This window comes from Pelagibacterium halotolerans (genome assembly GCF_044811015.1).
Taxonomy (GTDB): Bacteria; Pseudomonadota; Alphaproteobacteria; order Rhizobiales; family Devosiaceae; genus Pelagibacterium; species Pelagibacterium halotolerans_A.
Map to the genome: position 1 here is coordinate 1,840,180 of NZ_CP085243.1, position 26,760 is coordinate 1,866,939.

A 26,760-nucleotide genomic window follows, 5' to 3' on the forward strand; every position below is an offset into this window, starting at 1 on the left:
CGCGCCCATGATTTATGGGTTCGACATCGGCGGTACCGCGATCAAGGGCGGATTTTCCTTTGATGCCAAAACCATTGGCGATCCTGTCCGCGTGCCCACGCCAGCAGACGATTTCGACGCCTTTGTCGATGCCCTCAAGGCGCTGATCGAAACAGCGCCCGGACGCCCCAAAGGCGTTGCGATATCGATTACAGGGGTCGTCGACCCGGACACCGGTCGCACGATCTGCGCCAACATTCCGGCGGTCGACGGGCTTGAGCTCGACACCGTCCTCGCCGAGAGGCTCGATATACCGGTCATCATTGCCAATGACGCGGACTGCTTCGCGCTTGCAGAAGCAGAACTCGGAGCCGGGCGTGGATATTCTATCGTTTTCGGCGGCATTTTGGGCACCGGCGTCGGGGGTGGACTGGTCGTTGGGGGTGAACTTGTCAATCGCGATGGCGGGTACGCGGGTGAGTGGGGCCACGGCACCATCCTTGCAACGCATGTCGGCGATCCTCCACGCGATATCCCCCATTTTGCTTGCGGATGCGGGCGCCAAGGCTGCGTCGATACCGTCGGCGGCGCGCGCGGGCTCGAGCGGCTCCATGCGTATCTGAGCGGCCACGCCCTTTCGAGCGAAGCAATCCTCGCCGCATGGGCCGCCGGCGAGCCTGCCGCAAAAGGAACACTTAGCGCCTATATTGAGCTCGTCGCTGCCCCGCTTGCACTGGTCGTCAACGCGACCGGCGCGGATATCGTGCCGATGGGCGGAGGGCTTTCGACGGATTTGGCGCTGGTTGCCGCGCTCGACGAGGCAGTTCGCCACCGCATTTTGCGCCGCATGGCACGGCCTCTCGTGGTGCCCGCGCAATGCCGGACCGAGCCGGGCTTTCTCGGGGCGATTTTGTTGGGTCTACGTCAGTTTGAGTAACAAAGTGATTCTGGAAGTATGCGTTGACGATGCCGACGGCCTCGCCGCCGCGGTGGAAGGCGGTGCCGACCGCATCGAGTTGTGCTCTGCGCTCGCACTTGGCGGGCTCACCCCTTCACCCGGGCTCATCAAGCAGGCTGTGGACTGCCCCGTTCCCGTTTATGCGATGATCCGGCCGCGCTCGGGAGATTTCGTTTACTCCGAGACGGCAATCAGGAGCATGATGGATGACATAGATTGCATCCGGAATCATGGGCTCGATGGCGTCGTCTTCGGCGCCAGCTTGCCCGACGGAAGGCTTGACGCGGAAGTCTTGACGGCACTTTCATCCCGCGCGGAAGGGATGGGGCGAACACTCCACCGTGCCTTCGATCTGGTCCCCGAATTCGACAAGGCGATCGACCTCGCCGTACGGCTCGGGTTCGAACGCATCCTGACCTCAGGCGGTGCTGTAACCGCACCCGGGGGGCTCGCGGCGCTGCACGCGATCACGGCCTATGCCCGGGACCGCATCGCGATCATGCCGGGCGCCGGGATCAACGCCGCTAATGTCGCGGATGTGCTCTGCATCGAGGGGATCAACGAAATCCACGCGTCGTGTTCGATGGAAATCAAGGTATCCGGCGGACCAGCCCGCAAGCTCGGCTTCGAAACGCCGGGGCGCAGAGCGACCGCGACGGAAATCGTAAGAAACCTCAAGCACGCGATCGCGCACCCGCGGTAAACCGGCGCCGTCCCCCAGGGTAAATCATTTTACTTGTCATAATCTGGTCGCCGCCGCACACTCACAAAAGCGGAGACGATACCGGCCAGGAGGGGACTATGGCTAAGCGTACGGTCTATGCATTCGTTTTTTCCTTCTTCTTTCTTGCCTTGAGCGCGGGCACCTGGGCGCAGGATTTCGATCCGGTGGCCACGGCCTATGACGCGCGCAAGGCGATCGGCAAGAGTCTCGATGCCGAAACGCTCGGGCTGATGACGCTGATTGAGGCGAACGATGCCACCGCCGAGGGCGCGGAAGGTTTCGGGCACGCTTTATTGATGAACCGGCACCTCGCACCGAGCGGCTACATGTTCGCACTCGCGGTCGAACGCGATCCTGAACGCGCCGCGGCGCTGTCCGATCTTGGCGTTGTGGGTTACGAACTCGCCGCAACCGGCCAGCCAATTACGGCGCTCGGCCCAGATGCAATCGTCGGCCTGCAGCGCGCAGCGCTTGCCCAGGCGCCGGACGATCCAGCTATCCAGTACAACCTCGCCGGCGCGCTGATGGATGCGGGCGGCGACGGCGCCCTTACCGAAGCCGTCAGTATCCTGCGTGACCTCTACGCGGCCAATCCCGATGATCCGCGCTATGCTAACCGCCTCTCCGCTGCGCTCAAGCTCATGGGCGAGGACGCTGAAGCCGAGGCGATCGCGGCGGAAGCCTTCATGCTGGATCCCGCGAGCCCGCGGTTGAGCGCTGCGCGCATCCAGTATTTCGGCGGCGCACCGGTCAGCCCCGGACAGAACATGTGCAACGTCGATTTCCGCTGCGCGGAGATTTGTCCGGGCGGCATTATCGGTCAGATCAATCGCGTGACCTGCGAGATGGAGAGCGCGAGCGCCCAGCTTTCGTGCACAGAGGGCGAACCGTTCCCAACCGGCTACAATTGCGATATCGAGATGCCGCAATTCGGCATCCTCATTCCAGGCCTCTTCCCTGGCTTCTCGATCCTCACCCCGTTTGGCAGCCTCGACGTTCTCGTCCAGGGTGGAGGGCGCATCGACTACAAGGTCAAGATCAACACCCCCGCGCTTGGCCCCGTCCAGGCCTTCGTCGACAGCCAGGGCAGCTACCAGCCCTCGACCGGCGCCCTGCAATGGGATGTCGGGGGTGGAGTGCAGTACGCGCTCTACACACAGGGCGCGGCAGCCGAAGCGCTCAACGCCTACGACCTTGGCCCCAGCGGCGTCATCCGCTACGGCTCGGACCAGGAGCGCTTTGAAACAAGGATCGACGGCGCGCGCGGGATCGTCGTCACGAACTGACGCCGAACCGCTTGCGCTCGTCACACAAACCGGCGAGAGAACGGGCATGCTCGTTTTCGACTCCCCGTTGCCGATCGATTCCGTCCTCGCGCCGCTTTCCCAAGCGCTTGGGACCGGCACGCGCGCCGTGCTCGTCGCCCCGCCAGGGGCGGGCAAGACCACCCGCGTGCCGCTTGCGCTTCTCCATGCCCCGTGGCGCAAGGGTGGCAAGATTGTCGTCCTCGAACCCCGCCGTCTCGCCGCTCGCGCGGCCGCGCGACGCATGGCGCAGACATTGGGCGAGGCCGTGGGCGAAACGGTCGGTTATCGCGTGCACCTCGACACCAAAGTGAGCGCGAAGACCACGATCGAGGTCGTCACCGAAGGCGTTTTCACACGTATGATCCTCGACGATCCGGAACTCTCGGGCATCGCCGCGATTCTCTTCGACGAATTCCACGAACGCAGTCTCGACGCGGATCTCGGCCTCGCGCTGGCGCTCGACGCCACCGCGCTGCGGGAGGATTTGCGCCTCCTCGTCATGTCCGCGACCATTGACGGCGCGCGCGTCGCGAGGCTCCTGGGCGATGTCCCCGTCATCGAAAGCGAAGGCCGCGCCTATCCTGTCGAAACGGTCCACATCCCGCCCGCCCCCGACGCACGGCTCGAAGACAGCGTAGTTACCACCGTCGCGCGCGCGCTGCGGGAACACCCCGGATCGCTCCTCGTCTTCCTCCCCGGCCAGGCCGAAATCCGCCGTGTCGCCGAACGCCTCACCGCGCTTGTCCCACCCGATACCGACATCGCCCCGCTTTACGGCCAGCTCACCGGCACCGAGCAGGACCGCGCCATCCAGCCCGCGCCTCAAGGCCGGCGCAAGGTGGTGCTCGCGACCACCATCGCACAGACCTCTCTCACCATCGAGGGCGTGCGCATCGTCATCGATTGCGGCTTCGCCCGCGTGCCGGTCTATGAGCCAGATACGGGCCTCACCCGCCTCGAAACCCGCCGCATCTCCCGCGCCGCAGCCGACCAACGCCGCGGCCGCGCCGGGCGCACAGAACCTGGCGTCTGCTACCGGCTCTGGCACGAAGGGCAGACCGCGAGCCTGCAACCTTTCGATATGCCGGAGATTATGCAGGCCGACCTTTCGAACCTCGTTCTTGACCTCGCCGGCTGGGGCGTCACCGATCCGGCGATCCTCGCCTTCCTCGATCCCCCACCCGCTCCCGCCTGGGCCGAAGCCGTCGCGCTCCTAAAAGCCCTCGACGCGCTCGACGATGCTGGACGGATCACGCCGCACGGCGCTTTGCTCGCAAAGCTCCCGCTCCACCCGCGCCTCGCGCATATGATCGTTGGCGCCGCAGCCGAAGGCACTGCGGGCGACGCCGCCTTCATCGCCGCGATACTTGCCGAACCCGGTCTCGGCGGACGCGCCACCGATCTTGCTCACCGGTTCGACGACGTTCGCCGCGACCGCTCCCGCCGCGCCGAGGACGCCCGTGCCCTCGCCGCCCGCTGGGCGAAGCTTGCCGGTGGCGATGGCCGCTTGAGCACCGCCCCCGATATCGGCCACCATCTCGCTCGCGCCTATCCCGACCGCGTCGCCCAGGCAGCAGGTGAACCAGGCCGCTTCCGACTCGCCAATGGGCGCGGCGCACGTCTGGTCCCCTCCGACGCACTCGCAAAATCGCCCTATCTGGTCGTCGCGGACCTGACCGGCGCCGCCGCCAGCGCAACCATCCGCTGCGCGGCCACCATCAACCGGAGCGACATAGAAGCGCTGTTCGCAGACCGCATCGAAACGGCCATCGACCTCACCTTCGATCCGCAATCCAAATCCGTCCGCGCCCGCAAGGTTGCCCGGCTCGGCGCACTCAAGCTGGATGACACCCCCATCGCGATTCCCGATCCCGATATCGCCGCACCGCTCCTCGCCCAAGGGATCGCAAACCTCGGCATCGGCATGCTCCCTTGGAGCCGCGACCAGAAGACCCTCCGCAGCCGCGCGACATTCCTCCACCAGAGCGTCGGCGCCCCTTGGCCCGACCTTTCGGACATAGCGCTGGCGGAGAATGGTGCTTCTTGGCTGGTCCCGCACATCCCTGGCCTCACGCGCCTTTCCGACATCACAGCCGAACATCTCTCTGCGGCGCTTTACGAACTCCTGCCCTGGGCGTTGCGCGATCAGATCGATACGATGCTCCCCAGCCATTTCGATGCCCCCTCGGGCAGTCGTGTTCCCATCGACTACGACGCCGAAAACGGCCCCGTCCTCGCCATCCGCGTGCAGGAGCTTTTCGGACTCGAAACGCACCCTTCCGTCGCGAATGGCAAGGTCAAACTGCTGCTTTCGCTTCTTTCCCCGGCCCACCGTCCTATCCAGACCACGCGCGACCTCCCCGGCTTCTGGCGCGGGAGTTGGGCTGATGTGGCAAAGGATTTGAAGGGCCGCTATCCCAAGCATTATTGGCCGGACGATCCGCTTGCCGCGCAGGCGACGAACCGGGCGAAACCGCGCGGATCGTAGCGGTTAGGGCACGAGCAACAATAAATGCGTCGGATCGCGCCGGGATTTTTGATCCTGGCCAGGAGCGATGAGCCGGGAATATCGAGATATTTCCGGCTCGGTCGCGACGCCGCCAGGGACAAAAAGACCAAGCGAGGCGACGCAGTTATTGGTGCGAGTGTCCTTACCCTCGTTCTTCCACCTCTGCCCGCACCGCATCGATCATCGCCAGCGTCGGCACCCCTAGCTCCGCCCCTGCCCGCGTCGTGATCCCCACCGGCCCGTGCGAGGCCACCATATCCATCTCGAGCGCGACGAGATCGCCCTGCTCGAGATCGGTGGCTACCACCGAGCGCGAGATGAACCACACAGCATCGCTCATGAGCACATAAGCTCGCCCGAAGCTGTTGGAGACTGTCTCGATCTCCTGTGCCAGCCGCCCCACGGAATTGGCCACTAAAAGCGCATCCACGGTAGGCCGGATGATCGCACCGGGCGGTGGCATCAGCACCGGAAAGCGTTCGATGGCCCGAAGGCTCAATTCCCCTGTTCCCGCCAGCGGATGACCCGGCCGCGCGGCGAGCACGAGATCCTCGGAATAAAGGTGTTCGAAGGTTAGCCCGGTCATGACATCGGTATGCGGCATCCGTCCGATGAAGAAATCAATCGCTCCGGTGCGCAACAGGTTCAAAAGGTGCGGGCTCGGCCCGCTTTCCACCTGCACCCGGCAGGCGAGCGGACCTTGCAAGAACCGTAACACCGCACGCGGCACCACCTCCACCTCCACCGTGGGCAGCGCACCGAGTCGAACCACCGCCGCCCTGGTCTGCGCATTTGCGACACTCTCGATCCCTTCCCGCAGCGCCGCAACCGAGGTCGTCGCATAACGCAGAAACATTTCCCCGAACCCCGTCAGTGCCAGCTTGCGCCGCGACCGGTCGAAAAGGGCCACGCCCAAGATATCCTCGAGTTCGGTCACGGCTTTGGAAACTGCGGGCTGGCTCAACCCCAGCGCCGCGCCCGCGCCCACAACACCGCCCTGCCGGTTGATTTCGAGAAAGCACGCCACGTGCCGTAGCTTAATGCGTGGATCGATGAGGCTCGCAACCATATATTCCTCCATGATATATATCACGCGTCAAATATCATTTTACGCGCGAATTGTCTTGGTATTGAGTGCAATTTGGTTATCTGTCAGACAAACGGGACGGACGATGAGCAAGGTTATGCCGCTCACCGAAGCGGTGCGGAACAATCTCAATGACGGGGATACCGTCGCTTTCGAAGGATTCACCCATCTCATCCCCCATGCCGCCGCGCACGAAGCGATCCGGCAGGGTAAGAAGGACCTGACCCTGATCCGCATGACGCCCGATATCGTCTACGACCAGATGATCGGTATGGGGATGGCCAAAAAGGTGATCTTCTCTTACGCGGGCAATCCCGGCGTCGGGCTCCTGCGCCGCATGCGCGACGCTATCGAGAACGGCTACCCGCGCGCCATCGAAACCGTTGAGCATTCCCACGCCGCCATGGCCAACGCCTATGAGGCCGGCGCGGCGGGCATGCCGAGCGCGTTCTTCCGAGGCTACAAGGGCGCGGACCTACCCAAGGTCAATCCGGAGATCAAGTTCGTTACCTGCCCGTTCTCGGGCGAGGAGCTTGCCGTCGTCCCTGCGCATCGGCCCGACATCACCTTCATCCACGCGCAGAAAGCCAATAAAAAGGGTGATGTTCTGATCGAGGGCATTGTCGGCGTGCAGAAAGAAGCGGCGCTCGCAGCCAAACGCGTCGTGGTGACGGTCGAGGAAATCGTCGAGGATTTCGAGGGCCTGCACCCGAACCTCACCGTCCTGCCGCACTGGACGATCACCGCGATTTCGGTGGTCAAAGGCGGCGCGCATCCCTCCTACACTCACGGCTACTACGACCGCGACAACGCGGCTTATCTCGAATGGGACAAGGTGTCCGCCGACCGCGCGCTTTTCACCGAGTGGATGCAAGACAACGTGCTGAACGCCACCCCGGACGTTTTCGCCGAACGGATCAAGGGGCTTTAAGACATGACCGATTTCACTCCCACTGAAATGATGACCATCGCCGCCTCGCGCGCGCTCACCTCCAAAGACGTATGCTTCGTCGGCATCGGCGCACCCTCCGCGGCGTGCAATGTCGCGCGGCTCACCCACGCACCCGATATCACGCTCATCTACGAATCCGGCACCATCGGCACGGCCCCGGATGTACTGCCGCTGTCGATCGGCGATGGCGAATTGTGCGAGACCGCCGTCACCACCGTCGCGGTGCCCGAGATGTTCCGCTACTGGCTCCAGGGCGGCCGCATCACCGTGGGGTTCCTCGGCGCTGCGCAGATCGACAGGTTCGGCAATATCAACACCACCGTCATCGGCGATTATCACCACCCCAAGGTCCGCCTGCCGGGCGGCGGCGGCGCGCCGGAAATCGCAACGTCCTGCGGCGAGATCTACATCACATTGAAGCAGGCTAAGCGGGCGATGGTCGAGAAGATCGACTTCTTCACCTCCTTCGGTCACGGCGAGGGCGGGGATCATCGCCAGCGGCTGGGCATCAAGACCAAGGGCCCAACAAAGCTCATCACCGACCTCGCGCTCTGGGAGCCCGATCCGGTGACCAAGGAATTCACCGTCGTCTCGCTCCACCCTGGCGTCACCCGCGAGATGGTGCAGGAGACCTGCGGCTGGACGGTCAAATTCGCCGACGATCTCAAGGAGACACCGCCCCCCACCGCAACCGAACTCAAGACGCTCCGCGACCTCAACGAGCGGACCCAGCGCGCCCATCAGGGAAAGGCAGCATAATGGCCGAAGCTTATATCTGCGCCTATGTGCGTACCCCCATTGGCCGGTTCGGCGGAGCGCTCTCTTCAGTCCGGCCCGACGATCTGGGTGCCCTCGTCATCAAGACCCTAATGGAGCGGCACACTTCGGTCGACTGGGCGGCGGTCGACGACGTCATTTTCGGCAATGCCAATCAGGCCGGCGAAGACAACCGCAATGTCGCGCGCATGTCGCTCCTTCTTGCCGGCATGCCTGAAACGGTGACTGGCACGACCATCAATCGCCTTTGCGGTTCCGGCCTCGACGCCGTCCTCACCGCCGCGCGCGCGATTAAGACTGGCGAAGCGGATCTCCTGATTGCAGGCGGCACCGAATCCATGAGCCGCGCGCCCTTCGTGATGCCCAAGGCGGAAACCGCCTTCTCGCGCAATGCGGAAATCTACGACACCACCATCGGCTGGCGCTTCGTCAATCCGGTGATGAAGCAGCGCTTCGGTGTCGATTCCATGCCCGAGACCGGCGAGAACGTCGCTGAAGATTATAAAATCAGCCGCAAGGATCAGGACGCCTTCGCCCTGCGCAGCCAGCAAAAGGCCGCCGCCGCGCAGGCGAACGGGCGGCTGGCCAAGGAGATCGTCCCGGTCACGATCCCCCAGCGCAAGGGTGACCCCATCGTTGTCGAAAAAGACGAGCACCCCCGCGAAACCAGCCTCGAAAAGCTCGCCAAGCTGCCCACCTCGTTCCGCCAGAACGGCTCGGTCACAGCGGGCAACGCTTCGGGCGTCAATGACGGCGCCGCCGCGCTGATCATCGCCTCGGAAGCCGCGATCAAGAAGCACGGCCTCACCCCGCTCGCCCGCATCCTCGGCGGCGCCACCGCCGGTGTCCCGCCCCGCGTCATGGGCATGGGGCCGCTTCCGGCAACGCAGAAGCTCTGCACACGGCTCGGCATTTCTCCCGAGAGCTTCGACCTTATCGAACTCAACGAGGCCTTCGCCAGCCAATCCATCGCCGTCCTGCGCGGCCTCGGCATTCCCGAAGACGCGACGCACGTCAACCCGAACGGCGGCGCCATCGCGCTTGGCCACCCATTGGGCATGAGTGGCGCGCGCATCGCCGGCACGGCGGCGCTGGAACTCTCGCTTTCGGGCAAGAAGGCCGCTTTGGCAACCATGTGCATCGGCGTCGGCCAGGGTATCGCCGCCGCGCTCGAAGCCGCTTAAATAACCCGGAACATTTCGTATCCGCCCGGCGTTCGACGAGTGTCTAACCCCTTAATGTTCCCTGACTGACCCCGGCCTTATTGCCAAAGGCCGGGGTTTTCTTTCAATCCAGCGCCCTGTCGAGATGCGTATACCCGCCATCGACGAAGAGCCATTGCCCTGTCGTATGGCTCGCGCGGTCCGAAAGCAGGAACACCACGGTATCGGCGATCTCCCGATCCTCGGTCATACGCTGACCGAGCGGGATGCGCCGGGTAATTTCGGCAAGTTTTTCTTCCGGGTTTTCGAAGGTTGCAATCCACTTTTCGTAAAGCGGCGTCATCACCTCGGCGGGGATCACGGCGTTGACCCTGATCCCGTCCTTGCGCAGCGACGTCGCCCATTCCCGCGTCAGCGACAGCTGGGCTCCCTTGGCAGCCGTATAGGCGCTCGTGCCTCCTTGCCCCGTCACTGCGGTCTTCGATGAAATATTGACGATAGCGCCTTTGGTTTCCCGCAACGCCGGCACGCACAGGTGCGCCATTGTGTAATAATGGATGAGGTTCTTTTCGAGCGACGCCCGGAACGCGTCCGGCCCCGCTTCAAGCCCGATCCCGTCATTGACCCCGGCATTGTTGACCAGCCCATCGATCCGCCCGAACGTCTCGATCACCCGATCCACGGCGGCGGCACATTGCGCGTCTTCGGAAAGCTCGGCCTGGACGAACAGATAGTCCGGCGTCAATGCCTTCAGTCTCGCCTCGAACTCCGGCGCGAGTGGCGAACGCCCGACAATCACCGGCACGGCGCCCTCATGTGCCAGCCCCAACGAAATCGCCCCGCCGATCCCCGCGCCACCGCCGGTGACGATAACGACCTTGCCCTTGAGGTTGAGGTCCATTGGCATGCCTCCTGTTTGCCCTCCGGGGAGCTTGTGCTCCCCTCTCTATCCCCCTTGGACGGGGAGGGGTGACTACACCCTCTATGGCGCTCCCTAAACGGGAGCGGCCCATATGCCTACCCTGTGAACCGGTATTTCTCGCGCGAGGCTGGCTTGATCTCGATGGAGAAACCCGGTTTCTTGGGCGGCATATAGGCCGCATTCTCAACAACGCACGGGTCCTCGAAGTGCTCGTGCAGATGGTCCACATATTCGACTACGCGGCCTTGATGGGTGCCCGCAATTGAAACGTAATCGATCATAGAGAGGTGCTGGACGTACTCGCATAACCCCACCCCGCCCGCATGCGGACAGATGGGTAGGTTGAATTTCGCCGCCATCAGCATCACGGCGAGGATTTCGTTGACCCCGCCCAGCCGGCAGCTGTCGATCTGCACCACGTCGATGGCGCCGCGCATGATGAACTGCTTGAACATGATGCGGTTCTGGCACATCTCGCCGGTGGCGACCTTAACCTCTCCAATTCCCTCGCGGATCTTCCGATGCCCCTCGACATCATCGGGACTCGTAGGCTCCTCGATGAACCAGGGCTTGGCGAAGGCGAGGCGGTTGACCCAGTCGATGGCCTCGTCGACTTCCCACACCTGATTGGCGTCGATCATCAAGTTCCGGTTCGGCCCGATCACTTCTCGGGCAATCGTCAGCCGCCGGATATCGTCCTCGAGGTCGCGTCCGACCTTCATCTTCACGTAGTTGAAGCCCTCGTCGACCGCTTCCTGGCAGAGCCGGCGCAGCTTGTCGTCGGGATAGCCCAGCCAGCCCGCCGAGGTCGTGTAGCAGGGGTAGCCGTTCGCTTCGAGATCGGCGATCCGCCCTGCCTTGCCTGCCTCTTGCCCCTTGAGCATCTCGAGCGCTTCGGTAGGCGTGATGCAATCGGTGATGTAGCGGAAGTCGATGCAACGCACCAATTCTTCCGGGCTCATATCCGCCACCAACCGCCAGAGCGGCTTGCCCTCCATCTTGGCGTAAAGGTCCCATACCGCGTTGACCACGGCCCCGGTCGCCAAGTGAATGGCGCCCTTGTCCGGGCCGATCCAGCGCAACTGGCTGTCGGAGGTCACATACCGCCAGAATTTGCCCATGTCGGCAACGACGTCGGCCATGTCGAGCCCGACGAAGAGATGGCGCATGGCCTCTATCGCCGTGCAGCAAATCTCGTTGCCCCGCCCGATGGTAAAGGTCAGCCCGTGGCCCTCGAGGGGACCATCGGTCCTTAAAATCACATAGGCCGCCGAATAATCGGGGTCCGGGTTCATGGCATCCGAGCCGTCGAGATGCTGGGAGGTCGGGAAGCGCAGGTCGATGACCTGCATATCGGTAATGATCGTCATTTCTCAGCTTTTCTGGGCGGCGCTCGGACGAAAACATAAGAAGTGCCGGAGGCGGCGGACCGCCTCCGGCGGGTTCGGAGGAAACGGTTATTCGTAAAGAACGGCCTGGATTTCCGGGTCGTCGATGTTGGTGGCGTCGTAATAGTAGAAGCCCGTGTCGATGCTTTCGGGCACGTCTTCACCATTGATCGCCGCGACCGCGGCGGCGACGGTCTCGTAGCCGATGCCAACGGGGTTCTGCGTGATCGCCCCGTCCATCGCGCCCGAACGGATCGCGCCGATCTGCGCCGCGCCCGAGTCGAACCCGATGATGACGATATCGCTGCCCAATTCGGTCGCGCCGTTGACGACACCGATAGCCGACCCTTCATTGGCACCGAAAATGCCCTTCAAGTCGGGGTTGGCCAGGAGGATCGACTTGGTGATCTCGGTCGACTGCAGATGGTCGCCCCCGCCATACTGGATCGAGACGATCTCGATATCGGGATAGTTCGCCTCGATCTGGTTGACGAAGCCATCGCGGCGTTCGATGCCCGTACGCGAGGTCTGGTCGTGAACGACCAGCGCGATCTTGCCTTCCCCACCGATCAGTTCGGCCATCTTGTCCGCGGCAAGCGCGGCAGCGGCCATGTTGTCGGTGGCAGCGGTCGATAGCGGGATGTCGCTATCGACGCCTGAGTCGAACGCGATGACCGGAATACCGGCCTCCTCGGCCTGGCGCAGCAGCGGGGTCGCGGCCTGGCTGTCGAGCGCGGCAAAGCCGATGGCGTCCGGCTCGCGGGCAAGCGCCGCGGCGAGCATGTCGATCTGCTTGTCGACCTGGGATTCGTTATCCGGCCCCTCAAAGGTCACGTTGACCCCGAATTCCTCGGCGGCCTGCTCGGCGCCCTGGGCAACGGCCTGCCAGAACTGGTGCTGGAAGCCCTTGGAAATCAGCGCGATGTCGAGCGTGTCCTGCGCCGAAGCGACAGGCGCCATCCCCAGCATCGCAATGGCACTGGCTGCGGCCAGCAATGTACGTCTATTGAACATGTTCTCCTCCAACGGGAACGCTTGTGGTTATCAATTATGATTGTTCGGAGCGGCTCCACCCGCCCTTCTTTGTCTTGGCACCGGACAAGCCCGGCGCGGAATACACATCAACTCGCCGCGGCCGCCCTCTGCCGCCGCAGCATGTCCGCGTAAACAGCGAGGATGATGATCGATCCGGTCACAACCGTCTGCCATTCCTGCGCGACCGAGAGGATACGCAGCCCATTGGCGAGTACGGCCATGATGAGCGCGCCGATAACGGTGCCCAAAATCGTGCCCTGCCCGCCGCGCAGCGATGTGCCGCCTATCACCACGGCGGCGATGGCATCGAGTTCGTAACCGAGCCCCAGGGCGGGCTGTGCGGAATTGAGCCGAGAGGCAATGAGCAGCCCCGCAATACCGACGATCGATCCGCCGAGCGCATAAATCGCGATTTTCCAACGGTCGGCGTTCACACCCGAAAGCCGCAGTGCTTCTTCATTCGAGCCGAGCGCGAAGGCATAGCGACCGAGAATCGTGCGCCCGAGGATATAGGATGCGAGGCCGGCGACAGCGAAGAGGATCACAACGCCATTCGGCAGCGGTACGGCCGGGATAACCATCCCCACGATCGAACCCGTAGCAATCTCGGTGAAGCCTGGCGTGTCGTTGAAATAGATCGGGCGCGTGCCGGAGATGACCAACGAAAGGCCCTTCAGGATCAGCATCATGCCGAGCGTGGCAATGAACGGTGGGACCTTTAGCTTGGCAACGAAAGTGCCCGAAAGCAGCCCCGACGTCGTCCCGGCGAGTATAGCCGCGACGATGCCGACCGGCATGGGCAGCCCCAGATAGGTCAGCACCACGCCCGCGATCACCGCGCAGAAGGTCATGCCCGTACCCACCGAAAGGTCGATGCCGCCGGTGATGATAATCAGCGTCGCCGCCACCGCGAGCACGCCATTGACCGAGGCCGCCTGCAAGATGGCGATGATATTGGGCGTCTGCATGAAATTGGGGGACGCCAACGAGAACCCCGCGATCAAAGCGATCAAACCGGCAAAGGCGAGCAACTTTTGCGCGCCCTGCGTACGCAACACATTGCCCAATCCCGGCTGTGATGAAACCGCGCTCATGCCTTCTCTCCCATTTTCGCATCCTCCGGGATGTCCCCGGTGGGCGCATTGTTGTCGCTTCGCTGCGTTGCGAGCCGCATGATCTCCTCCTGTGGCGCACCGCCAGGCAAAAATCCGGTCAGCCGGCCCTCGCACATCACCGCGATGCGGTGCGAGAGGCGCAGGATTTCCGGCAGCTCGGACGAGATCACGATGATCGCCCGGCCCTGCGCGGCGAGCGCGTTCAAGAGCCTGTAGATTTCGCTCTTCGCCCCCACGTCGATCCCGCGCGTGGGTTCGTCGAAAATCAGCACGTCGCAATCGCGCAACAGCCATTTGGCGACGACCACCTTCTGCTGATTACCGCCCGAAAGAAGCCGCGCTTCCTGGCGTTCGGAGGGGGTCTTGATCGAAAGCTGGTCGATATATTTGCGCGCGATCGCACGGATTTCGGGATCCTTGAGAACACCACCCGCGCCGGTGAACCGCTCGAGGCTCGCCATTACCACGTTGGTCGCAACGTCCATGCCGGTCGCGAGCCCGAAATGCTTGCGGTCTTCGGAGAGGTATCCGATCCCCGCGCGCACCGCGTCCTGCGGCTGCTTGATCGTAATCTTTTTGCCGTGAACGAAAATCTCACCCGAGACGAGCGGATCGGCGCCGAAGATCACGCGCGCGACTTCGGTTCGCCCGGCACCCATCAGCCCGGCAAAGCCGAGTATCTCGCCCTTCTTGACCGAAAAGCTGACATCCTGCACTTCGCGCCCGCGGTTGAGGTTTTTCACCTCGAGCACCGTTTCGGCATCGGCTAGGTCGGGGATCGACGGCGGCTCGTCGGAAATCGCGCGGCCCACCATCATCGAGATGATCTTTTCGACAGGCGTATCGGCGGCAGGAACGGTGCCGACATACTCGCCGTCGCGCATCACCGTCACGCGGTCGGCAATGCGTTTGAGTTCATCCATCTTGTGGGAGATATAAATGATCCCCACGCCCTCGGCCTTGAGCTTCCGGATGATGCGGAACAGTTCGTTGATCTCGTTGTCGTTGAGCGCGGCGGTCGGCTCATCCATGATCAAAACGCGGCTCTTGTGCGAGAGCGCCTTGGCGATTTCGATCATCTGCTGCTTGGCGATCGTCAGCCGCGAGACCGGCGTCCGGGGATCGAGCTTTAAGTGAATCTGCTCGAAAAGCTTGGCCGCATCGGCGTTCAGCTTCTTCTCGTCGATCAGGAGCCCGCCTGCCGTCCGCGGTTCGCGCCCGATGAAGATGTTCTGCGCGGCATTGAGATCTCGCATCAGGGAAAGTTCCTGATGGATGATGCCGATGCCCATCTCCTGCGCCTGGCGGGGAGACGCGATCTCAACGGGTTGCCCGTCATATTCGATCGTCCCGCCATCGCGCTCATAAATTCCTGAAAGGATTTTCATGAGCGTCGACTTGCCCGCACCATTCTCGCCCATGAGCGCATGGACCTCGCCGGGCAGCACTGCCAAGCTCACCGATTTCAGCGCATGAACGCCGGGAAAGGATTTGTCGATCCCCTTCATCGCGACCAACGGCGTCGCCGATGCGCTTTCCATCGCAGCACTCATCGATCCGCCTCCAATCCGTAGAACCGCGCGGCAGTGCCCGAAAGGATATTGCTCTGCTCCGCGTCCGAAAGCCCGGCAATCAGGTGGTCCGTCACTTCGGCCCAAAAACCGTAATCCGCCGCAAGATTGACCACCGGCCAGTCCGAGCCCCAGGCAAGCCGATCCGCGCCGAACCAGTCCAGAAGCTGGTCGAGGATCGGCGCCAGTACCCTTGCCGTCGCTTCGGGCGTCGTTACGTCCTCGGGCGACATCTCGTTAAGCAGGCCCGAGAGCTTACAGCAGACGTTCGGCAGTCCCGCCAACCCTGCCATAGCGGTTGCCCAATGTAGGCGCTCGGGTGCATCGGAGGGAAGCGAAAGATCGGGCTTCGCCGCATGGTCGATGATAATCGGCAGGTCTGGGTTGGTCCGCGCGAATGCGAGCACGGCGTCGATCTGAGCAGGCTTGGCGAGCGCGTCAAAGCGCAGCCCCAGTTCGATCAGCTTGGCCACCGCCTCCCGCCTTGGGCGCGTCACGATCCAGTCGGGTTCGGAGAGGTCCTGAAGCATTGGCCGGATACCCTTGAAAAGAGGATCGACGGCGAGCCGTTCGAGCTCGTCGGCGGCATTGGCGGCAGACAGGTCCACCCAGCCGACGACACCTGTCGCCTTGGCATCGGCCATCGCGCACAGGAGCAGGAATTCGGTTTCCGCGACCGTCGGCGCGGCTTGAACCAGCACGCGCTGCGCCACATCGAGCCCCATGGACGCCGCATCGTGATCGGCGGCGCCGAAATCGCGATAGATCGGCTCGAGGTCGGGCGTCAGCCAGCCATATTCATCCCGCGCTAGCGTCCAATAATGACAATGGGCGTCAATGCGGCTGCCGGTCATATCGTCACCCCGCCATCGACAAGAAGTGCCTGCCCCGAGACGAATTGCGATTCGTCCGAGAGCAGGTAGACCGCCATGGGCGTGATATCGTCCACCGTTGCGAGCCGTCCCATGGGCTGGCGCGCGATGAACGCCTTTTCCGCCTCAACCGGGTCAGGAAAGGCTGCGATCCTCTCGCGCAGCGACGGCGTATCGACGGTGCCTGGGCAGAGCGCATTACAGCGCACCCCCTTGGTCACATAGTCCGCCGCTATCGCTTTGGTGAACCCGATCACGGCAGCCTTTGTTGTCCCGTAAACCAGCCGGTTCGGAAACCCTTTCGTTGAAGACGCCATCGACGCCATGTTGAGGATCGACGCCGTTCCGCTCGCCTCAGCGCGGCGCAAAAGGCCCGGCAGGAAGGCTTTGACCGTCCGGTACATGGATTTGACGTTGAGATCGAAGCTGAAGTCCCAGTCCGCCTCGGCCACCGCTTCGATGGTCCCATTATGGACGAACCCCGCACAGTTGAAGATCCCGTCGAGGTCCGGAAGCGTTGCGGCGAGCGCGTTGACGGCGCTTGTATCAAGCACATCGAGCGCGTGCGTTTCGATTTGCGGAAATTCAGCACGCAGTCCGACAAGGCCGTCCGCATTGACGTCGGTCGCAAAAACCCGCGCGCCTTCCTTTGCGAAGGCGATTGCGCTGGCGCGGCCGATGCCCTGAGCCGCGGCGGAAACAAAGATGGATTTGCCCTCAAGCCGCATCGCGATGACTGCCTCCCTACAATCGTCGTTGCGTTTCTTATATGAATATACTATTCATAAATGAACACATGCCGCAAGAGGGAAAGTGCAATGGGAGAGGCGGAAACAGTCAAAAGCCCGCGTGCCGACAGCGAGGCACGCTATCGCGCACCGGCGCTCGACAAGGGACTCGACATTCTGGAGCTTCTCTCCACCCAGTCAGGCGGAATGACGCGGGCGGAAATCGTTAAGGCAATGGATCGCGGCCCATCGGAGATCTACCGCATGCTCGAACGGCTGGTGGCGCGCGAATATGTCTCGCGCTCCCCGGAGGGCGACCGGTACTCGCTTTCGCTCAAGCTCTTCGTTCTCGCCCACAGGCACCCGCCGGTCCGGCGACTCGTGACCCGCGCGCTGCCCCTGATGGACGCCTTTGCGCGAGATGCGCGGCAGTCGCTCCATCTCGTCGTCGAGGATCGTGGCCATGCGCTCGTGGTGGGGCAAGCGCATTGCCCGGCCAATTGGGAGTTCGGTGTGCGCGCGGGGGCCGAAATCGACCTGCTGCACACGGGCTCGGGCCTGACACTTCTTGCCTTTCAGGACGATCATGCCCGTGAAGCGCTCGATGCGCGTTGGGAAGGAACGGATCGGGTTACAGAGCGCGAGGCACTTGAGGACACGCTCTCATCCATCCGCAAGGCGGGCTATCGTATCGGCCCCAGCCAGCAGATTCGCGGTGTCAACGACGTCACGGTCCCCGTCCTGAACACCGAGGGTTACGCCATTGCGGTTCTCACCTGCCCGTACATCGAACGGCTCGATCAGGACGACCACGCAACCATCGAAGAAACCCTCGATCTGCTCAGGGACCTCGCGGAGACGCTCTCGCTGCGGTAGAACCAATGGTGCGCCGTGGGCGTTGGCCCTTGGCAGATCCATTGGAGGACCCGCGCGATGGCCACGCTTGACACCACAATTCCCCGCCTCGGCTTTGGTACCAATGTCCGCAAGGGCTCGGATGGCATCCGCGCCATCCTCTATGCGTTGGAAGTCGGCTATCGGCATATCGACACCGCGCAGGATTACCAGACCGAAGGCGAAGTCGGCGCCGCTGTCGCACGGTCGGGCCTGCCGCGTAAGGAGGTGTTCGTCACCACCAAGATCGCGCCGCGCAATTTCGGCCAGGGCGCACTGATCCCATCGCTTGAAAAGAGCCTCGAAACGGCAAAGCTCGAACAGTTCGACCTCGTCCTCATCCACTGGCCCTCTCCACATGGCGAGGTCCCGCTCGAAGTTTATCTTACCCAGCTTGCCGAAGCGCAAGAGCGAGGCTTCACCCGCCTCATCGGCGTTTCGAACTTCACCATCGCGCTCATTGAGGAGTCCCGGAAAATCCTCGGCGAGGGCCGGATCGCGACCAACCAGATCGAGCTCAACCCGGTGATGCAGAACAAAAAGCTCGCCGACCACTGCATGAATGCCGGCATCCTCGTCACCTGCTACCGCCCCATCGCGCGCGGCGCGCTTTCGGGCGAGGACATTCTCGCCGAGATCGCCGAGCGGCACGACGCCACAACCGAACAGGTTGCCCTCGCCTTCGAACTCGGCAAGGGCTACTGCGCCATCCCCACTTCAGGGAAAGAAAAGCACATCAAATCCAATTACGCGGCGGTCAATCTCAAGCTCTCGAACGAAGAGATGGCGCGGATCGAAACGATGGACCGCAACGCGCGGACCATCGATCCCGATTGGGCGCCGGAATGGGATTGAGGGAAGAGGGCTCGCCAATCTTTCGCGTCCCCCCAAGTCCGCCCCACTCCGTCATCATCCGGTTTATCCGGGTGACCCAGGGCGGTGGGCGAGAACTGGCATGCGCTCCGCTTCCTATTCGTGAAACGCCGCCACCGTCTCCCGCCTCCCCAGCATCATCGCGTCCGCCACCTGCCGCAGCGGGGTAACATCCACATCGCTTTCGCCCGACGCAAGCAACTGCGCGAAATGCGCATAGATCCCCGGATATTCCCGGTCCTCGCCGTCAACCACACGCTCGCCATCGATCGCCATCTTCGCGCCGCCCTCGGAAATCGCGAGCGTGCCGGCGTCGGTCACCACAGTAATATCCCAGCTCTGCGGCCCTTCCTGCCGCCAGTCGAAATCGCCCTTCACCGCCACGCCGCTTGCGGTGACAAAATCCACCTGCGCGGCAATCGGGGTCTGGCAATTGGCCGGGAATTCGAGGTTGGCGCGGGTTACATGGATGGGCTCGGGCAGAATCGCCGTCAGGATCGAAAGCCCGTTGATGCCCGGATCGAAGACCCCCAGGCCGCCGGCCTCCCAGATCCATTTCTGCCCCGGATGCCAATGTTTGACGTCCTCGCGCCAGACAATTTCGACGCCGGTTATCGCCTTGCCTTTAAGCCAATCGCGTGCCGGCTCCACGGCTGGCGCGTAGCGCGAGTGCCAGGTGGCAAAGAGCACCACACTCTTCTCTCGGGCCATCGCTTCAAGGGTCGCGACCTCGGAAAGCGTCGCCCCCGGCGGCTTTTCCAGGAGCACGTGCTTGCCCGCCGCGATGGCCTTCTTCGCATATTCGAACCGCACTTGCGGCGGTGTGCACAGCGCGACGACACCGATGTCGGGACGGCTCTCGAACAGCTCTTCGAGCGTCGCGAAATTATCGACCCCTTCGGCGCGTGCGTTCCGGCTCACCGCTGCGGCGAACGTGAAATCCGGGTTCTCCGCGATCGACGGCACGTGCTGGTCGCGCGCGATCTTGCCGAAACCAACGATTGCGATCTTATGGACCATCAGTGCGAATCCTTGGGCACGGCCTTACCGCGCTTGCCTTTGAGAAAGTCGAAATCGGCGCCGGTATGGGCCTGCTGCACATGGTCGAGGAAGAGCTTGGCATAGCCGGATGTCGGCTGGTCGGGCAGCGGCTTCCACTCTTTGAGCCGGCGCGCGATCTCCTCTTCGGAGACGTCGAGATGCAGCCGGCGGTTCTCGACGTCCACCTCGATCATGTCGCCGGTCTGCACTACCGCGAGCGGTCCGCCCACCGCCGCCTCGGGTGAGGTATGCAGGATCACCGTACCATAGGCCGTGCCACTCATCCGCGCGTCGGAAATCCGGATCATGTCCTTGATCCCCTTGCGCAGCACCTTGGGTGGCAGCCCCATATTGCCGACCTCGGCCATGCCCGGATACCCCTTGGGCCCGCAGTTCTTCATGACCATGATGCAGTTCTCGTCAATATCGAGACTCTCGTCATTGATCCGCGCCTTGTAGTCGTCGATATCCTCGAACACCACCGCGCGGCCCCTATGCTGCATCAAATGCGGGCTCGCCGCCGAGGGCTTGAGCACAGCGCCATTGGGCGCGAGATTGCCTTTCAAAACCGCGATGCCACCATGTTCGGTCAGCGCCTTATCGACGGGCCTGATCACCTCCTCGTTCCAGTTTTTGACCTCCGAGACTTCCTCGGCCATCGTCTTGCCCGAAACCGTCAGCGCATCGCCGTGGAGCTTGCCTCCGTCGAGAAGCGATTTGAGCACCACGGGCAGCCCGCCAGCGTAGAAGAACTCTTCCATCAAGAAGCGGCCCGAAGGCATCAAATCGACGATGGTGGCGACGTCGCGACCAAGCATATCCCAGTCATCGAGCGAAAGATCGACGCCGACACGCCCGGCCAGCGCCAGAAGGTGGATCACCGCGTTCGTCGAGCCCCCGATCGCACCGTTTGTGCGGATCGCGTTTTCGAACGCCTTGCGGGTCAGGATATCGGACGGCTTCAGGTCGTCCTTCACCATATCGACGATCCGCCGCCCGGTCAGCTGCGCCATCACCCGACGGCGGCTGTCCACCGCAGGGATCGCCGCATTGCCCGACAATGCCATGCCGAGCGCCTCGGCCATCGATGCCATGGTCGAGGCCGTGCCCATGGTGTTGCACGAGCCCGGCGAGCGCGACATAGCCTGCTCGGCCTCGAGGAAATCCTCACGCGTCATCTCCCCGGCCTTGATCGCCTCGCTCATCTGCCAAAGCGCCGTTCCCGAGCCCACGCGCTCGCCCCGGAACCAGCCATTGAGCATCGGCCCGCCCGTGACGACGATGGCGGGGATATCAACGCTCGACGCGCCCATCAACAGTGCCGGGGTGGTCTTGTCGCACCCGACCATCAGCACAACGCCGTCGACCGGATTGGCGCGCAGCGCCTCTTCGACATCCATAGCCGCGAGGTTACGGTACATCATCGCCGAAGGCCTGAGCGAACTTTCGCCGGTCGAAAAGACCGGGAACTCCACCGGCAAGCCGCCGGCTTCGTAGACGCCGTTCTTCACCCGCTGGGCAAGGTCGCGCAGATGGGCATTACAGGGGGTCAGCTCAGACCACGTATTGCAGATGCCGATCACCGGACGCCCGTCGAAAAGGTCGGCGGGGAGACCCTGGTTCTTCATCCAGGAACGGTGATAGATGTTGTCGCGGCTATCGCCGCCATACCATTCCTGCGAACGCAGCTTGCGCGGCCATTCGGCTTTCTTGAACGTCATGGTTCTATTCCCTAGAGCGAGGCCACGGTGACGAGCGTTTCCGGATCGGTCGCTTCGTCCACAGCGATGGGGTTCTTGAGCGCGAGCCCGAAATCGGGCGCGGAAATTTCAAAGACATCGCCGGCACGCGTCGAGATGCCGTCGGCAAAAGAGAGTGTCGCCGTGCCGAACATGTGCACGTGCACATCGCCCGGCACACGGAAGATGTCGTATTTGAAGTGATGGTGTTCGAGATTGTCGATGGTGTGGGACATGTTGTCCTCACCCGAAAGGAACGGCTTTTCCCAGAGCGTCTCGCCATCGCGCGAAATCTTCGATGTCCCCCGGATATCACGGGGCAGGTCCCCAACAAGAATTTCCGGTCCCACCGAAGCGGGCCGCAGCTTGGAGTGCGCGAGGAAGAGATAGTTCTGTCGCTCGGTCACATGGTCGGAAAATTCGTTGGCGAGCGCAAACCCGATCCGCGTCGGCGTGCCGTCCGGCGCGATAACGTAAATCCCAGCGATCTCGGGCTCCTCGCCCGCGTCGAGCGCGAAGCATGGCGAGGCGATCGCCTCGCCCGGTGCCACCAGCGCGTGGCCGTTGCCCTTGTAGAACCATTCAGGTTGCACGCCGGCTTTGCCATTCGCCGACTTGCCGCCCTCGACGCCCATCCTGAACATCTTCATGGAGTCGGTCAGCTCGGTCTCAGGTTTGTCGGCCGCGTGCATCTTGTCGCGGGTCTGGGCTGAGCCGAGGTGCGTGAGACCGGTGCCGGTCAGATGCAGATGCGCCGGGTCCGGATGGGTAATCGGCGAAAGCATCCGCCCCTCGGCATAGGCCGCATCGAGATCAACCGTTTCGCCCAACCCCAGTTCGGCAATCCGCGCACCAAGCGTCTGGCCGTTGGCGATCGCATCGTTGGCAAGCGCGAGAACGCTTTGCGTGCCGTTGACGACACGCGCCTCGTTGCCCTCGCGCGCAACAACACGCACCTGCCCGTCAGCTCCGAGCACCTGAGAAATCAGCACCGCAACACCTCATATATTCGAATAGACCGGCGCGGACGGAATGGCCCGCGCCGGGTGCCGTTATTTAAGCGGCCTTGGTCTTGTTGTAGACGTCGAAGATCACGGCCGCGAGCAGCACAAGCCCCTTGATCATCTGCTGCCAGTCGATGCCGATACCCATGATCGACATGCCGTTGTTCATGACGCCCATGATGAAGGCGCCGATCACGGCCCCGACAATCGTCCCCACGCCGCCGGCCATCGACGCGCCGCCGATGAAGACCGCCGCGATCACGTCGAGTTCGAAGGTTTCACCGGCCTTCGGCGTCGCCATGTTGAGCCGTGCGGCAAAAACGAGTCCCGCAAGCGCGGCCAGCATGCCCATATTTGCGAAGACCATGAATGTCAGCCGTTCGGAATTGATGCCCGAGAGCTTGGCCGCTTTCTGATTGCCGCCCACGGCATAAATCCGACGCCCGATGGTCGTCTGCCGCGCGATGAAGCTATACCCCGCGATCAGCACCGCCATGATGATGAAGACGTTGGGCAAACCGCGCGAGGTCGCCAAGAGGTAGGTGAGCCACACGATCGCACCGGCCACGATGAGGTTGCGGCCAATAAAGAACGCGAAAGGCTCGTCGGGCGTCCCGTGCTTTTGCTCTTTCGCCCGCGCGCGCACCGACAGCCAGACGAGTATGGCCGCTACGGCAACGCCGAGAAAGACCGAAAAGAGGTGCAGTCCATCGCCGCCGAAGAGGTCGGGGATGAAGCCCGTCGAGATCATGCGGAACCCGTCGGGGAACGGCCCAACCGACTGTCCTGCCAGAAGCGCCATCATCAACCCCTTGAAGACAAGCATGCCCGCCAGGGTGACGATGAAGCTCGGGATCTTCCAATAGGCAATCCAGTACCCCTGGATCGCCCCGATCACCGCGCCGACGGCAAGACAGATGATCGCAGCAGGGACCCACGGAATATTGTAATTGACGATCAGCGTCGCCGAGAGCGCACCGACAAACCCCATGACCGAGCCGACCGAGAGGTCGATGTGGCCGCATACGATCACGAGCAGCATACCCACGGCCATGATGATGACGTAGGAGTTCTGCAGCACAAGATTGGTGAGGTTCACCGGCTTTAACAGGATCCCGCCCGTCGAGACCTGGAAGAACGCCATGATGACGATGAGCGCGAGCAGGATGCCGTATTCGCGCACGTGCGTCTTGAGATAGTCGAGAACGGGCGGACGACCCGCCGGTACCTGGCTGGAGGTTGCTTCGGTCATGCGGCCTTCCCTCCCTTTTGCAGAATCATGCTCATGATTTTCTCCTGGCTCGCTTCGGCGATGGGCAATTGCCCGAGGAACTGGCCCTGGTTCATCACATAGATGCGGTCACATGTCCCGAGAAGTTCCGGCATCTCCGAGGAGATGACGACAATGCCCTTACCCTGCCGGGCGAGGTCGTTGATGATCGTATAGATTTCGTATTTGGCGCCCACGTCGATACCGCGCGTGGGCTCATCGAGAATGAGGATGTCGGGCTCGGCATAAAGCCATTTCGAGAGCACCACCTTCTGCTGGTTGCCACCCGAAAGGTTGATTGTCTTCTGCCCGATCCCCGAGCTCTTGATCGCAAGTGCCTTGCGATACTCCTCGGCAACGATCCGTTCCTTGTGGTCGTCGACCACGATGCCGTTGGCGATGCCCCTGAGATTGGCGAGCGGGATATTGCGGCGGATGGTCTGGTCGAGCACCAGCCCATATTGCTTGCGGTCTTCGGTGGCATAGCAAATGCCGGAGGCAATCGCTTTTTCAACCGTTGACACGTCCACCTTCTGCCCGCGCAGGTAGACTTCGCCCGAAATCTTGTCGCCATACGATTTGCCGAAGAGGCTCATCGCCAGTTCGGTCCGTCCTGCGCCCATGAGCCCCGCGATGCCAACGACCTCGCCGGCCTTGACCTCGAAACTCACATCGTCGACGACCTTGCGATCCGAGTGGATGGGGTGATGGGCCGTCCAGTTCCTGACTTCGAGAAGGGTCTCGCCCACCTCGTGGTCACGCTTGGGGAAGCGGTCGGACAGCGACCGGCCCACCATATCGCGCACGATATCGCCTTCGCTGATCTCGCGGACATGACAATCCATGGTCGAGACCGTCGCGCCGTCGCGCAGGACGGTGATGCGGTCGGCGACCTGAGAGATTTCGTTGAGCTTGTGAGAAATGAGGATCGAGGAGACGCCTTTGTGCTTTAAATCCACAAGCAGCTCGAGAAGTGCCTGGCTGTCGTTCTCGTTGAGCGACGAGGTAGGCTCGTCGAGAATAAGCAGCTTCACCTCTTTCGAGAGCGCCTTGGCGATCTCGACAAGCTGCTGCTTGCCCAGCCCCAGATGCGTCACCTTGGTGCGTGGAGACTCCTTCAATCCCACGCGCTTCAGGAGCTCTTCGGTCCGCCTGTAGGTTTCGCTCCAGTCTACGACGCCGCGCTCGGCGCGTTCATTGCCTAGAAAAATGTTCTCGGCGATCGACAGGAGCGGAACCAGAGCGAGTTCCTGGTGAATGATGACGATGCCGGCGTGCTCGGAATCGGCGATCCCGTGAAAGTGCCGCTCTTCGCCCTCAAAGAAGATCTGCCCTTCATATTCGCCCGAAGGGTAGACCCCAGAGAGTACCTTCATGAGCGTGGATTTGCCCGCGCCGTTTTCCCCCACCAGAGCATGGATTTCGCCCTGCTCGACGGTGAGGTTCACATTGTCGAGGGCATTGACGCCGGGAAACGTCTTGGTAATGCCCCGCATTTCGAGAATGGCGGTCATGGTTCATTCCATTTCGTGTGTAGGTGAGAAGCACCCGCCTTCCGCCGGCACGGCTTCCTTTCTCCCTTGAGGAAGAAGGTGGCTTTCGCGATAGCGAAAGGTTGGATGAGGGGCGCCCCTTTCTCAAGGTAACCGGCACCCCTCACCGCATCCCCTCTCCCTCACGGGGAGAAGGGCTCAAGTCGCTTCTATGGACGACCTACTCGACGATCTGCTCGCGGGTATAATACCCCGAGCCGACCAGAACGTCTTCCCAGTTCTCCTCGGTGACCAGCACCGGATTGAGCAGGTAGGACGGCACGACCTTGACGCCGTTGTCATAGGTTTCGGTGTCGTTGATCTGCGGTTCCGCATCCTCGAGCACGGCCGAAACCATGCCCACGGTCACGCGGGCGAGCTCGCGGGTGTCCTTGAAGATCGTGGAGTACTGCTCGCCGGCGAGGATCGCCTTAACCGAGGGGATTTCCGCATCCTGGCCGGAGATGATCGGCATGGGCAGATCGTCCGAACCATAGCCGACACCCTTGAGTGAGGAGATGATACCGATCGAAAGCCCGTCATAGGGCGAGAGCACGGCATCGACCGTGTCGTCGGAATAGTAAGCGCTCAGAAGGTTGTCCATACGAGCCTGGGCGACCGAGCCGTCCCAGCGCAGCGTGCCGACCGTGTCCATGCCCATCTGGCCGGACTTCACCACAAGCGTGCCGTCGTCGATGTAGGGCTGCAGGACGCTCATCGCGCCGTCGTAGAAGAAGTAGGCGTTGTTGTCGTCGGGCGAACCGCCGAACAGTTCGATGTTGAACGGACCTTCGTTTTCGCCGACGCCAAGACCGTCGAGCAACGACTGGCCCTGCTGCACGCCAACCTGGAAGTTATCGAACGTCGCATAGTAGTCGACGTTCTCCGAACCGCGGATCAGACGGTCGTAAGCGATAACCGGGATGCCGTTGGCGGCGGCGGTTTCGAGTGCGCCCGTCAGCGTCGTGCCGTCGATGGCGGCGATCACGAGCGCATCGGCACCGCGTACGATCATGTTTTCAATCTGCGCGAGCTGGTTGGGGATATCGTCTTCGGCATACTGCAGGTCCGTCGAAAACCCGGCGGCTTCAAACTGCTCGACCATTGAGTTGCCGTCGGAAATCCACCGTGCCGACGATTGGGTCGGCATGGAAATACCCACCAGCCCCTTGTCCTGTGCGACAGCAGGCCCAGCCGTCAGCGCAGCGCCGACCACCAGGGCGCCAACGCCCATCATAATCGATTTCATGTGTGTCTCTCTCCCTAACAAATGGCGCCGCGGGTTGTCCCCATCGGCCCCTGACACCGCGCCGGTCTAAC

The 26,760-nt window shown here is 62.6% G+C and carries 23 protein-coding genes; 9 read left to right on the top strand and 14 right to left on the bottom strand.

From position 1 onward, the window contains the following. Window positions 1-7: 7 nt before the first annotated feature. From LG281_RS09055 to hrpB, 4 genes are all read left to right on the top strand, one after another. Window positions 8-916: an ROK family protein gene (locus LG281_RS09055; RefSeq protein ID WP_404406492.1), complete on the top strand. Its 909-nt coding sequence runs from the start codon at window positions 8-10 to the stop codon at window positions 914-916. 4 nt (window positions 917-920) lie between these two features. Then, window positions 921-1,640, top strand: coding sequence for a copper homeostasis protein CutC (locus LG281_RS09060; protein ID WP_404406494.1), 720 nt, complete (start codon window positions 921-923; stop codon window positions 1,638-1,640). 98 nt (window positions 1,641-1,738) lie between these two features. Then, window positions 1,739-2,947 (top strand): hypothetical protein, encoded by a 1,209-nt coding sequence (locus LG281_RS09065; protein ID WP_404406496.1) that lies wholly within the window; start codon window positions 1,739-1,741, stop codon window positions 2,945-2,947. Between the two features lie 46 nt (window positions 2,948-2,993). Continuing rightward, a complete protein-coding gene (hrpB, locus tag LG281_RS09070) occupies window positions 2,994-5,456 on the top strand; it encodes an ATP-dependent helicase HrpB (RefSeq protein ID WP_404406498.1) in 2,463 nt (820 codons plus the stop codon). A 163-nt stretch (window positions 5,457-5,619) separates the two neighbouring features. Here the strand turns inward: hrpB and pcaQ are convergent, their stop codons facing one another. After that, window positions 5,620-6,546: a pca operon transcription factor PcaQ gene (pcaQ, locus tag LG281_RS09075; protein WP_404406499.1), complete on the bottom strand. Its 927-nt coding sequence runs from the start codon at window positions 6,544-6,546 to the stop codon at window positions 5,620-5,622. A gap of 103 nt (window positions 6,547-6,649) precedes the next feature. Here pcaQ and LG281_RS09080 point away from each other — a divergent pair, with 103 nt between their 5' ends. From LG281_RS09080 to pcaF, 3 genes are read left to right on the top strand one after another with little or no spacing between them, the layout of a single operon-like run. Continuing rightward, window positions 6,650-7,495, top strand: a complete 846-nt coding sequence (locus tag LG281_RS09080; protein WP_404406501.1) for a CoA transferase subunit A — start codon at window positions 6,650-6,652, stop codon at window positions 7,493-7,495. Between the two features lie 3 nt (window positions 7,496-7,498). Further along, window positions 7,499-8,275, top strand: a complete 777-nt coding sequence (locus tag LG281_RS09085) for a CoA-transferase subunit beta (RefSeq protein WP_404406502.1) — start codon at window positions 7,499-7,501, stop codon at window positions 8,273-8,275. Next, window positions 8,275-9,477: a 3-oxoadipyl-CoA thiolase gene (gene pcaF, locus LG281_RS09090; protein ID WP_404406504.1), complete on the top strand. Its 1,203-nt coding sequence runs from the start codon at window positions 8,275-8,277 to the stop codon at window positions 9,475-9,477. Before LG281_RS09085 ends, pcaF begins: the two co-directional genes overlap by 1 nt. Window positions 9,478-9,580: 103 nt before the next feature. On the opposite strand, the gene LG281_RS09095 is transcribed toward pcaF, so the two are convergent. The 7 genes from LG281_RS09095 to LG281_RS09125 all read right to left on the bottom strand — a co-directional run bounded on the left by LG281_RS09095 (window position 9,581) and on the right by LG281_RS09125 (window position 17,093). Then, on the bottom strand, window positions 9,581-10,357 hold the full coding sequence (locus tag LG281_RS09095; RefSeq protein ID WP_404406505.1) for an SDR family oxidoreductase: 777 nt from the start codon (window positions 10,355-10,357) through the stop codon (window positions 9,581-9,583). 116 nt (window positions 10,358-10,473) lie between these two features. Beyond that, window positions 10,474-11,748 (bottom strand): L-fuconate dehydratase, encoded by a 1,275-nt coding sequence (locus LG281_RS09100; protein ID WP_404406507.1) that lies wholly within the window; start codon window positions 11,746-11,748, stop codon window positions 10,474-10,476. 87 nt (window positions 11,749-11,835) lie between these two features. Beyond that, window positions 11,836-12,780, bottom strand: a complete 945-nt coding sequence (locus tag LG281_RS09105) for an ABC transporter substrate-binding protein (RefSeq protein WP_404406509.1) — start codon at window positions 12,778-12,780, stop codon at window positions 11,836-11,838. Between the two features lie 107 nt (window positions 12,781-12,887). Continuing rightward, window positions 12,888-13,895, bottom strand: coding sequence for an ABC transporter permease (locus LG281_RS09110; protein ID WP_404406511.1), 1,008 nt, complete (start codon window positions 13,893-13,895; stop codon window positions 12,888-12,890). Beyond that, window positions 13,892-15,469: a sugar ABC transporter ATP-binding protein gene (locus LG281_RS09115; RefSeq protein ID WP_404406513.1), complete on the bottom strand. Its 1,578-nt coding sequence runs from the start codon at window positions 15,467-15,469 to the stop codon at window positions 13,892-13,894. The genes LG281_RS09110 and LG281_RS09115 overlap by 4 nt, the downstream gene beginning before the upstream one ends. Further along, entirely contained in the window at window positions 15,466-16,341 is an 876-nt protein-coding gene (locus LG281_RS09120; protein ID WP_404406515.1) for an amidohydrolase family protein, read from the bottom strand. The genes LG281_RS09115 and LG281_RS09120 overlap by 4 nt, the downstream gene beginning before the upstream one ends. Beyond that, on the bottom strand, window positions 16,338-17,093 hold the full coding sequence (locus tag LG281_RS09125) for an SDR family oxidoreductase (protein WP_404406683.1): 756 nt from the start codon (window positions 17,091-17,093) through the stop codon (window positions 16,338-16,340). Before LG281_RS09125 ends, LG281_RS09120 begins: the two co-directional genes overlap by 4 nt. Window positions 17,094-17,177: 84 nt before the next feature. On the opposite strand from LG281_RS09125, the gene LG281_RS09130 reads away from it, so the two are divergent. Next, on the top strand, window positions 17,178-17,963 hold the full coding sequence (locus tag LG281_RS09130) for an IclR family transcriptional regulator (protein WP_404406517.1): 786 nt from the start codon (window positions 17,178-17,180) through the stop codon (window positions 17,961-17,963). Window positions 17,964-18,020: 57 nt separating this feature from the next. Further along, complete coding sequence (locus LG281_RS09135) at window positions 18,021-18,836, top strand: aldo/keto reductase (RefSeq protein WP_404406519.1); 816 nt, start codon at window positions 18,021-18,023, stop codon at window positions 18,834-18,836. Between the two features lie 114 nt (window positions 18,837-18,950). Here the strand turns inward: LG281_RS09135 and LG281_RS09140 are convergent, their stop codons facing one another. From LG281_RS09140 to chvE, 6 genes are all read right to left on the bottom strand, one after another. After that, window positions 18,951-19,874 carry a Gfo/Idh/MocA family protein gene (locus LG281_RS09140; RefSeq protein WP_404406521.1) on the bottom strand — a complete coding sequence of 308 codons (924 nt, stop codon included), beginning with the start codon at window positions 19,872-19,874 and terminating at the stop codon, window positions 18,951-18,953. Then, window positions 19,874-21,616 (bottom strand): L-arabinonate dehydratase, encoded by a 1,743-nt coding sequence (araD, locus tag LG281_RS09145; protein ID WP_404406523.1) that lies wholly within the window; start codon window positions 21,614-21,616, stop codon window positions 19,874-19,876. Before araD ends, LG281_RS09140 begins: the two co-directional genes overlap by 1 nt. Window positions 21,617-21,627: 11 nt before the next feature. Then, on the bottom strand, window positions 21,628-22,626 hold the full coding sequence (araD1, locus tag LG281_RS09150; protein WP_404406525.1) for an AraD1 family protein: 999 nt from the start codon (window positions 22,624-22,626) through the stop codon (window positions 21,628-21,630). A gap of 64 nt (window positions 22,627-22,690) precedes the next feature. Beyond that, on the bottom strand, window positions 22,691-23,890 hold the full coding sequence (gene mmsB / locus LG281_RS09155) for a multiple monosaccharide ABC transporter permease (RefSeq protein WP_404406527.1): 1,200 nt from the start codon (window positions 23,888-23,890) through the stop codon (window positions 22,691-22,693). After that, window positions 23,887-25,422, bottom strand: coding sequence for a multiple monosaccharide ABC transporter ATP-binding protein (gene mmsA / locus LG281_RS09160; protein WP_404406529.1), 1,536 nt, complete (start codon window positions 25,420-25,422; stop codon window positions 23,887-23,889). The genes mmsB and mmsA overlap by 4 nt, the downstream gene beginning before the upstream one ends. Before the next feature lie 199 nt (window positions 25,423-25,621). Continuing rightward, window positions 25,622-26,689, bottom strand: a complete 1,068-nt coding sequence (gene chvE, locus LG281_RS09165; protein ID WP_404406530.1) for a multiple monosaccharide ABC transporter substrate-binding protein — start codon at window positions 26,687-26,689, stop codon at window positions 25,622-25,624. Window positions 26,690-26,760: the final 71 nt, after the last annotated feature.

What these genes read in the sequence shown, in the direction of transcription:
- LG281_RS09055 (WP_404406492.1), top strand. Translation starts at nt 8, where the DNA reads ATGATTTATGGGTTCGACATCGGCGGTACCGCGATCAAGGGCGGATTT.
- LG281_RS09065 (WP_404406496.1), top strand. Translation starts at nt 1,739, where the DNA reads ATGGCTAAGCGTACGGTCTATGCATTCGTTTTTTCCTTCTTCTTTCTT.
- hrpB (WP_404406498.1), top strand. Translation starts at nt 2,994, where the DNA reads ATGCTCGTTTTCGACTCCCCGTTGCCGATCGATTCCGTCCTCGCGCCG.
- pcaQ (WP_404406499.1), bottom strand. Translation starts at nt 6,546, where the DNA reads ATGGTTGCGAGCCTCATCGATCCACGCATTAAGCTACGGCACGTGGCG.
- LG281_RS09080 (WP_404406501.1), top strand. Translation starts at nt 6,650, where the DNA reads ATGAGCAAGGTTATGCCGCTCACCGAAGCGGTGCGGAACAATCTCAAT.
- LG281_RS09085 (WP_404406502.1), top strand. Translation starts at nt 7,499, where the DNA reads ATGACCGATTTCACTCCCACTGAAATGATGACCATCGCCGCCTCGCGC.
- pcaF (WP_404406504.1), top strand. Translation starts at nt 8,275, where the DNA reads ATGGCCGAAGCTTATATCTGCGCCTATGTGCGTACCCCCATTGGCCGG.
- LG281_RS09095 (WP_404406505.1), bottom strand. Translation starts at nt 10,357, where the DNA reads ATGGACCTCAACCTCAAGGGCAAGGTCGTTATCGTCACCGGCGGTGGC.
- LG281_RS09100 (WP_404406507.1), bottom strand. Translation starts at nt 11,748, where the DNA reads ATGACGATCATTACCGATATGCAGGTCATCGACCTGCGCTTCCCGACC.
- LG281_RS09105 (WP_404406509.1), bottom strand. Translation starts at nt 12,780, where the DNA reads ATGTTCAATAGACGTACATTGCTGGCCGCAGCCAGTGCCATTGCGATG.
- LG281_RS09110 (WP_404406511.1), bottom strand. Translation starts at nt 13,895, where the DNA reads ATGAGCGCGGTTTCATCACAGCCGGGATTGGGCAATGTGTTGCGTACG.
- LG281_RS09115 (WP_404406513.1), bottom strand. Translation starts at nt 15,469, where the DNA reads ATGAGTGCTGCGATGGAAAGCGCATCGGCGACGCCGTTGGTCGCGATG.
- LG281_RS09120 (WP_404406515.1), bottom strand. Translation starts at nt 16,341, where the DNA reads ATGACCGGCAGCCGCATTGACGCCCATTGTCATTATTGGACGCTAGCG.
- LG281_RS09130 (WP_404406517.1), top strand. Translation starts at nt 17,178, where the DNA reads ATGGGAGAGGCGGAAACAGTCAAAAGCCCGCGTGCCGACAGCGAGGCA.
- LG281_RS09135 (WP_404406519.1), top strand. Translation starts at nt 18,021, where the DNA reads ATGGCCACGCTTGACACCACAATTCCCCGCCTCGGCTTTGGTACCAAT.
- LG281_RS09140 (WP_404406521.1), bottom strand. Translation starts at nt 19,874, where the DNA reads ATGGTCCATAAGATCGCAATCGTTGGTTTCGGCAAGATCGCGCGCGAC.
- araD (WP_404406523.1), bottom strand. Translation starts at nt 21,616, where the DNA reads ATGACGTTCAAGAAAGCCGAATGGCCGCGCAAGCTGCGTTCGCAGGAA.
- mmsB (WP_404406527.1), bottom strand. Translation starts at nt 23,890, where the DNA reads ATGACCGAAGCAACCTCCAGCCAGGTACCGGCGGGTCGTCCGCCCGTT.
- mmsA (WP_404406529.1), bottom strand. Translation starts at nt 25,422, where the DNA reads ATGACCGCCATTCTCGAAATGCGGGGCATTACCAAGACGTTTCCCGGC.
- chvE (WP_404406530.1), bottom strand. Translation starts at nt 26,689, where the DNA reads ATGAAATCGATTATGATGGGCGTTGGCGCCCTGGTGGTCGGCGCTGCG.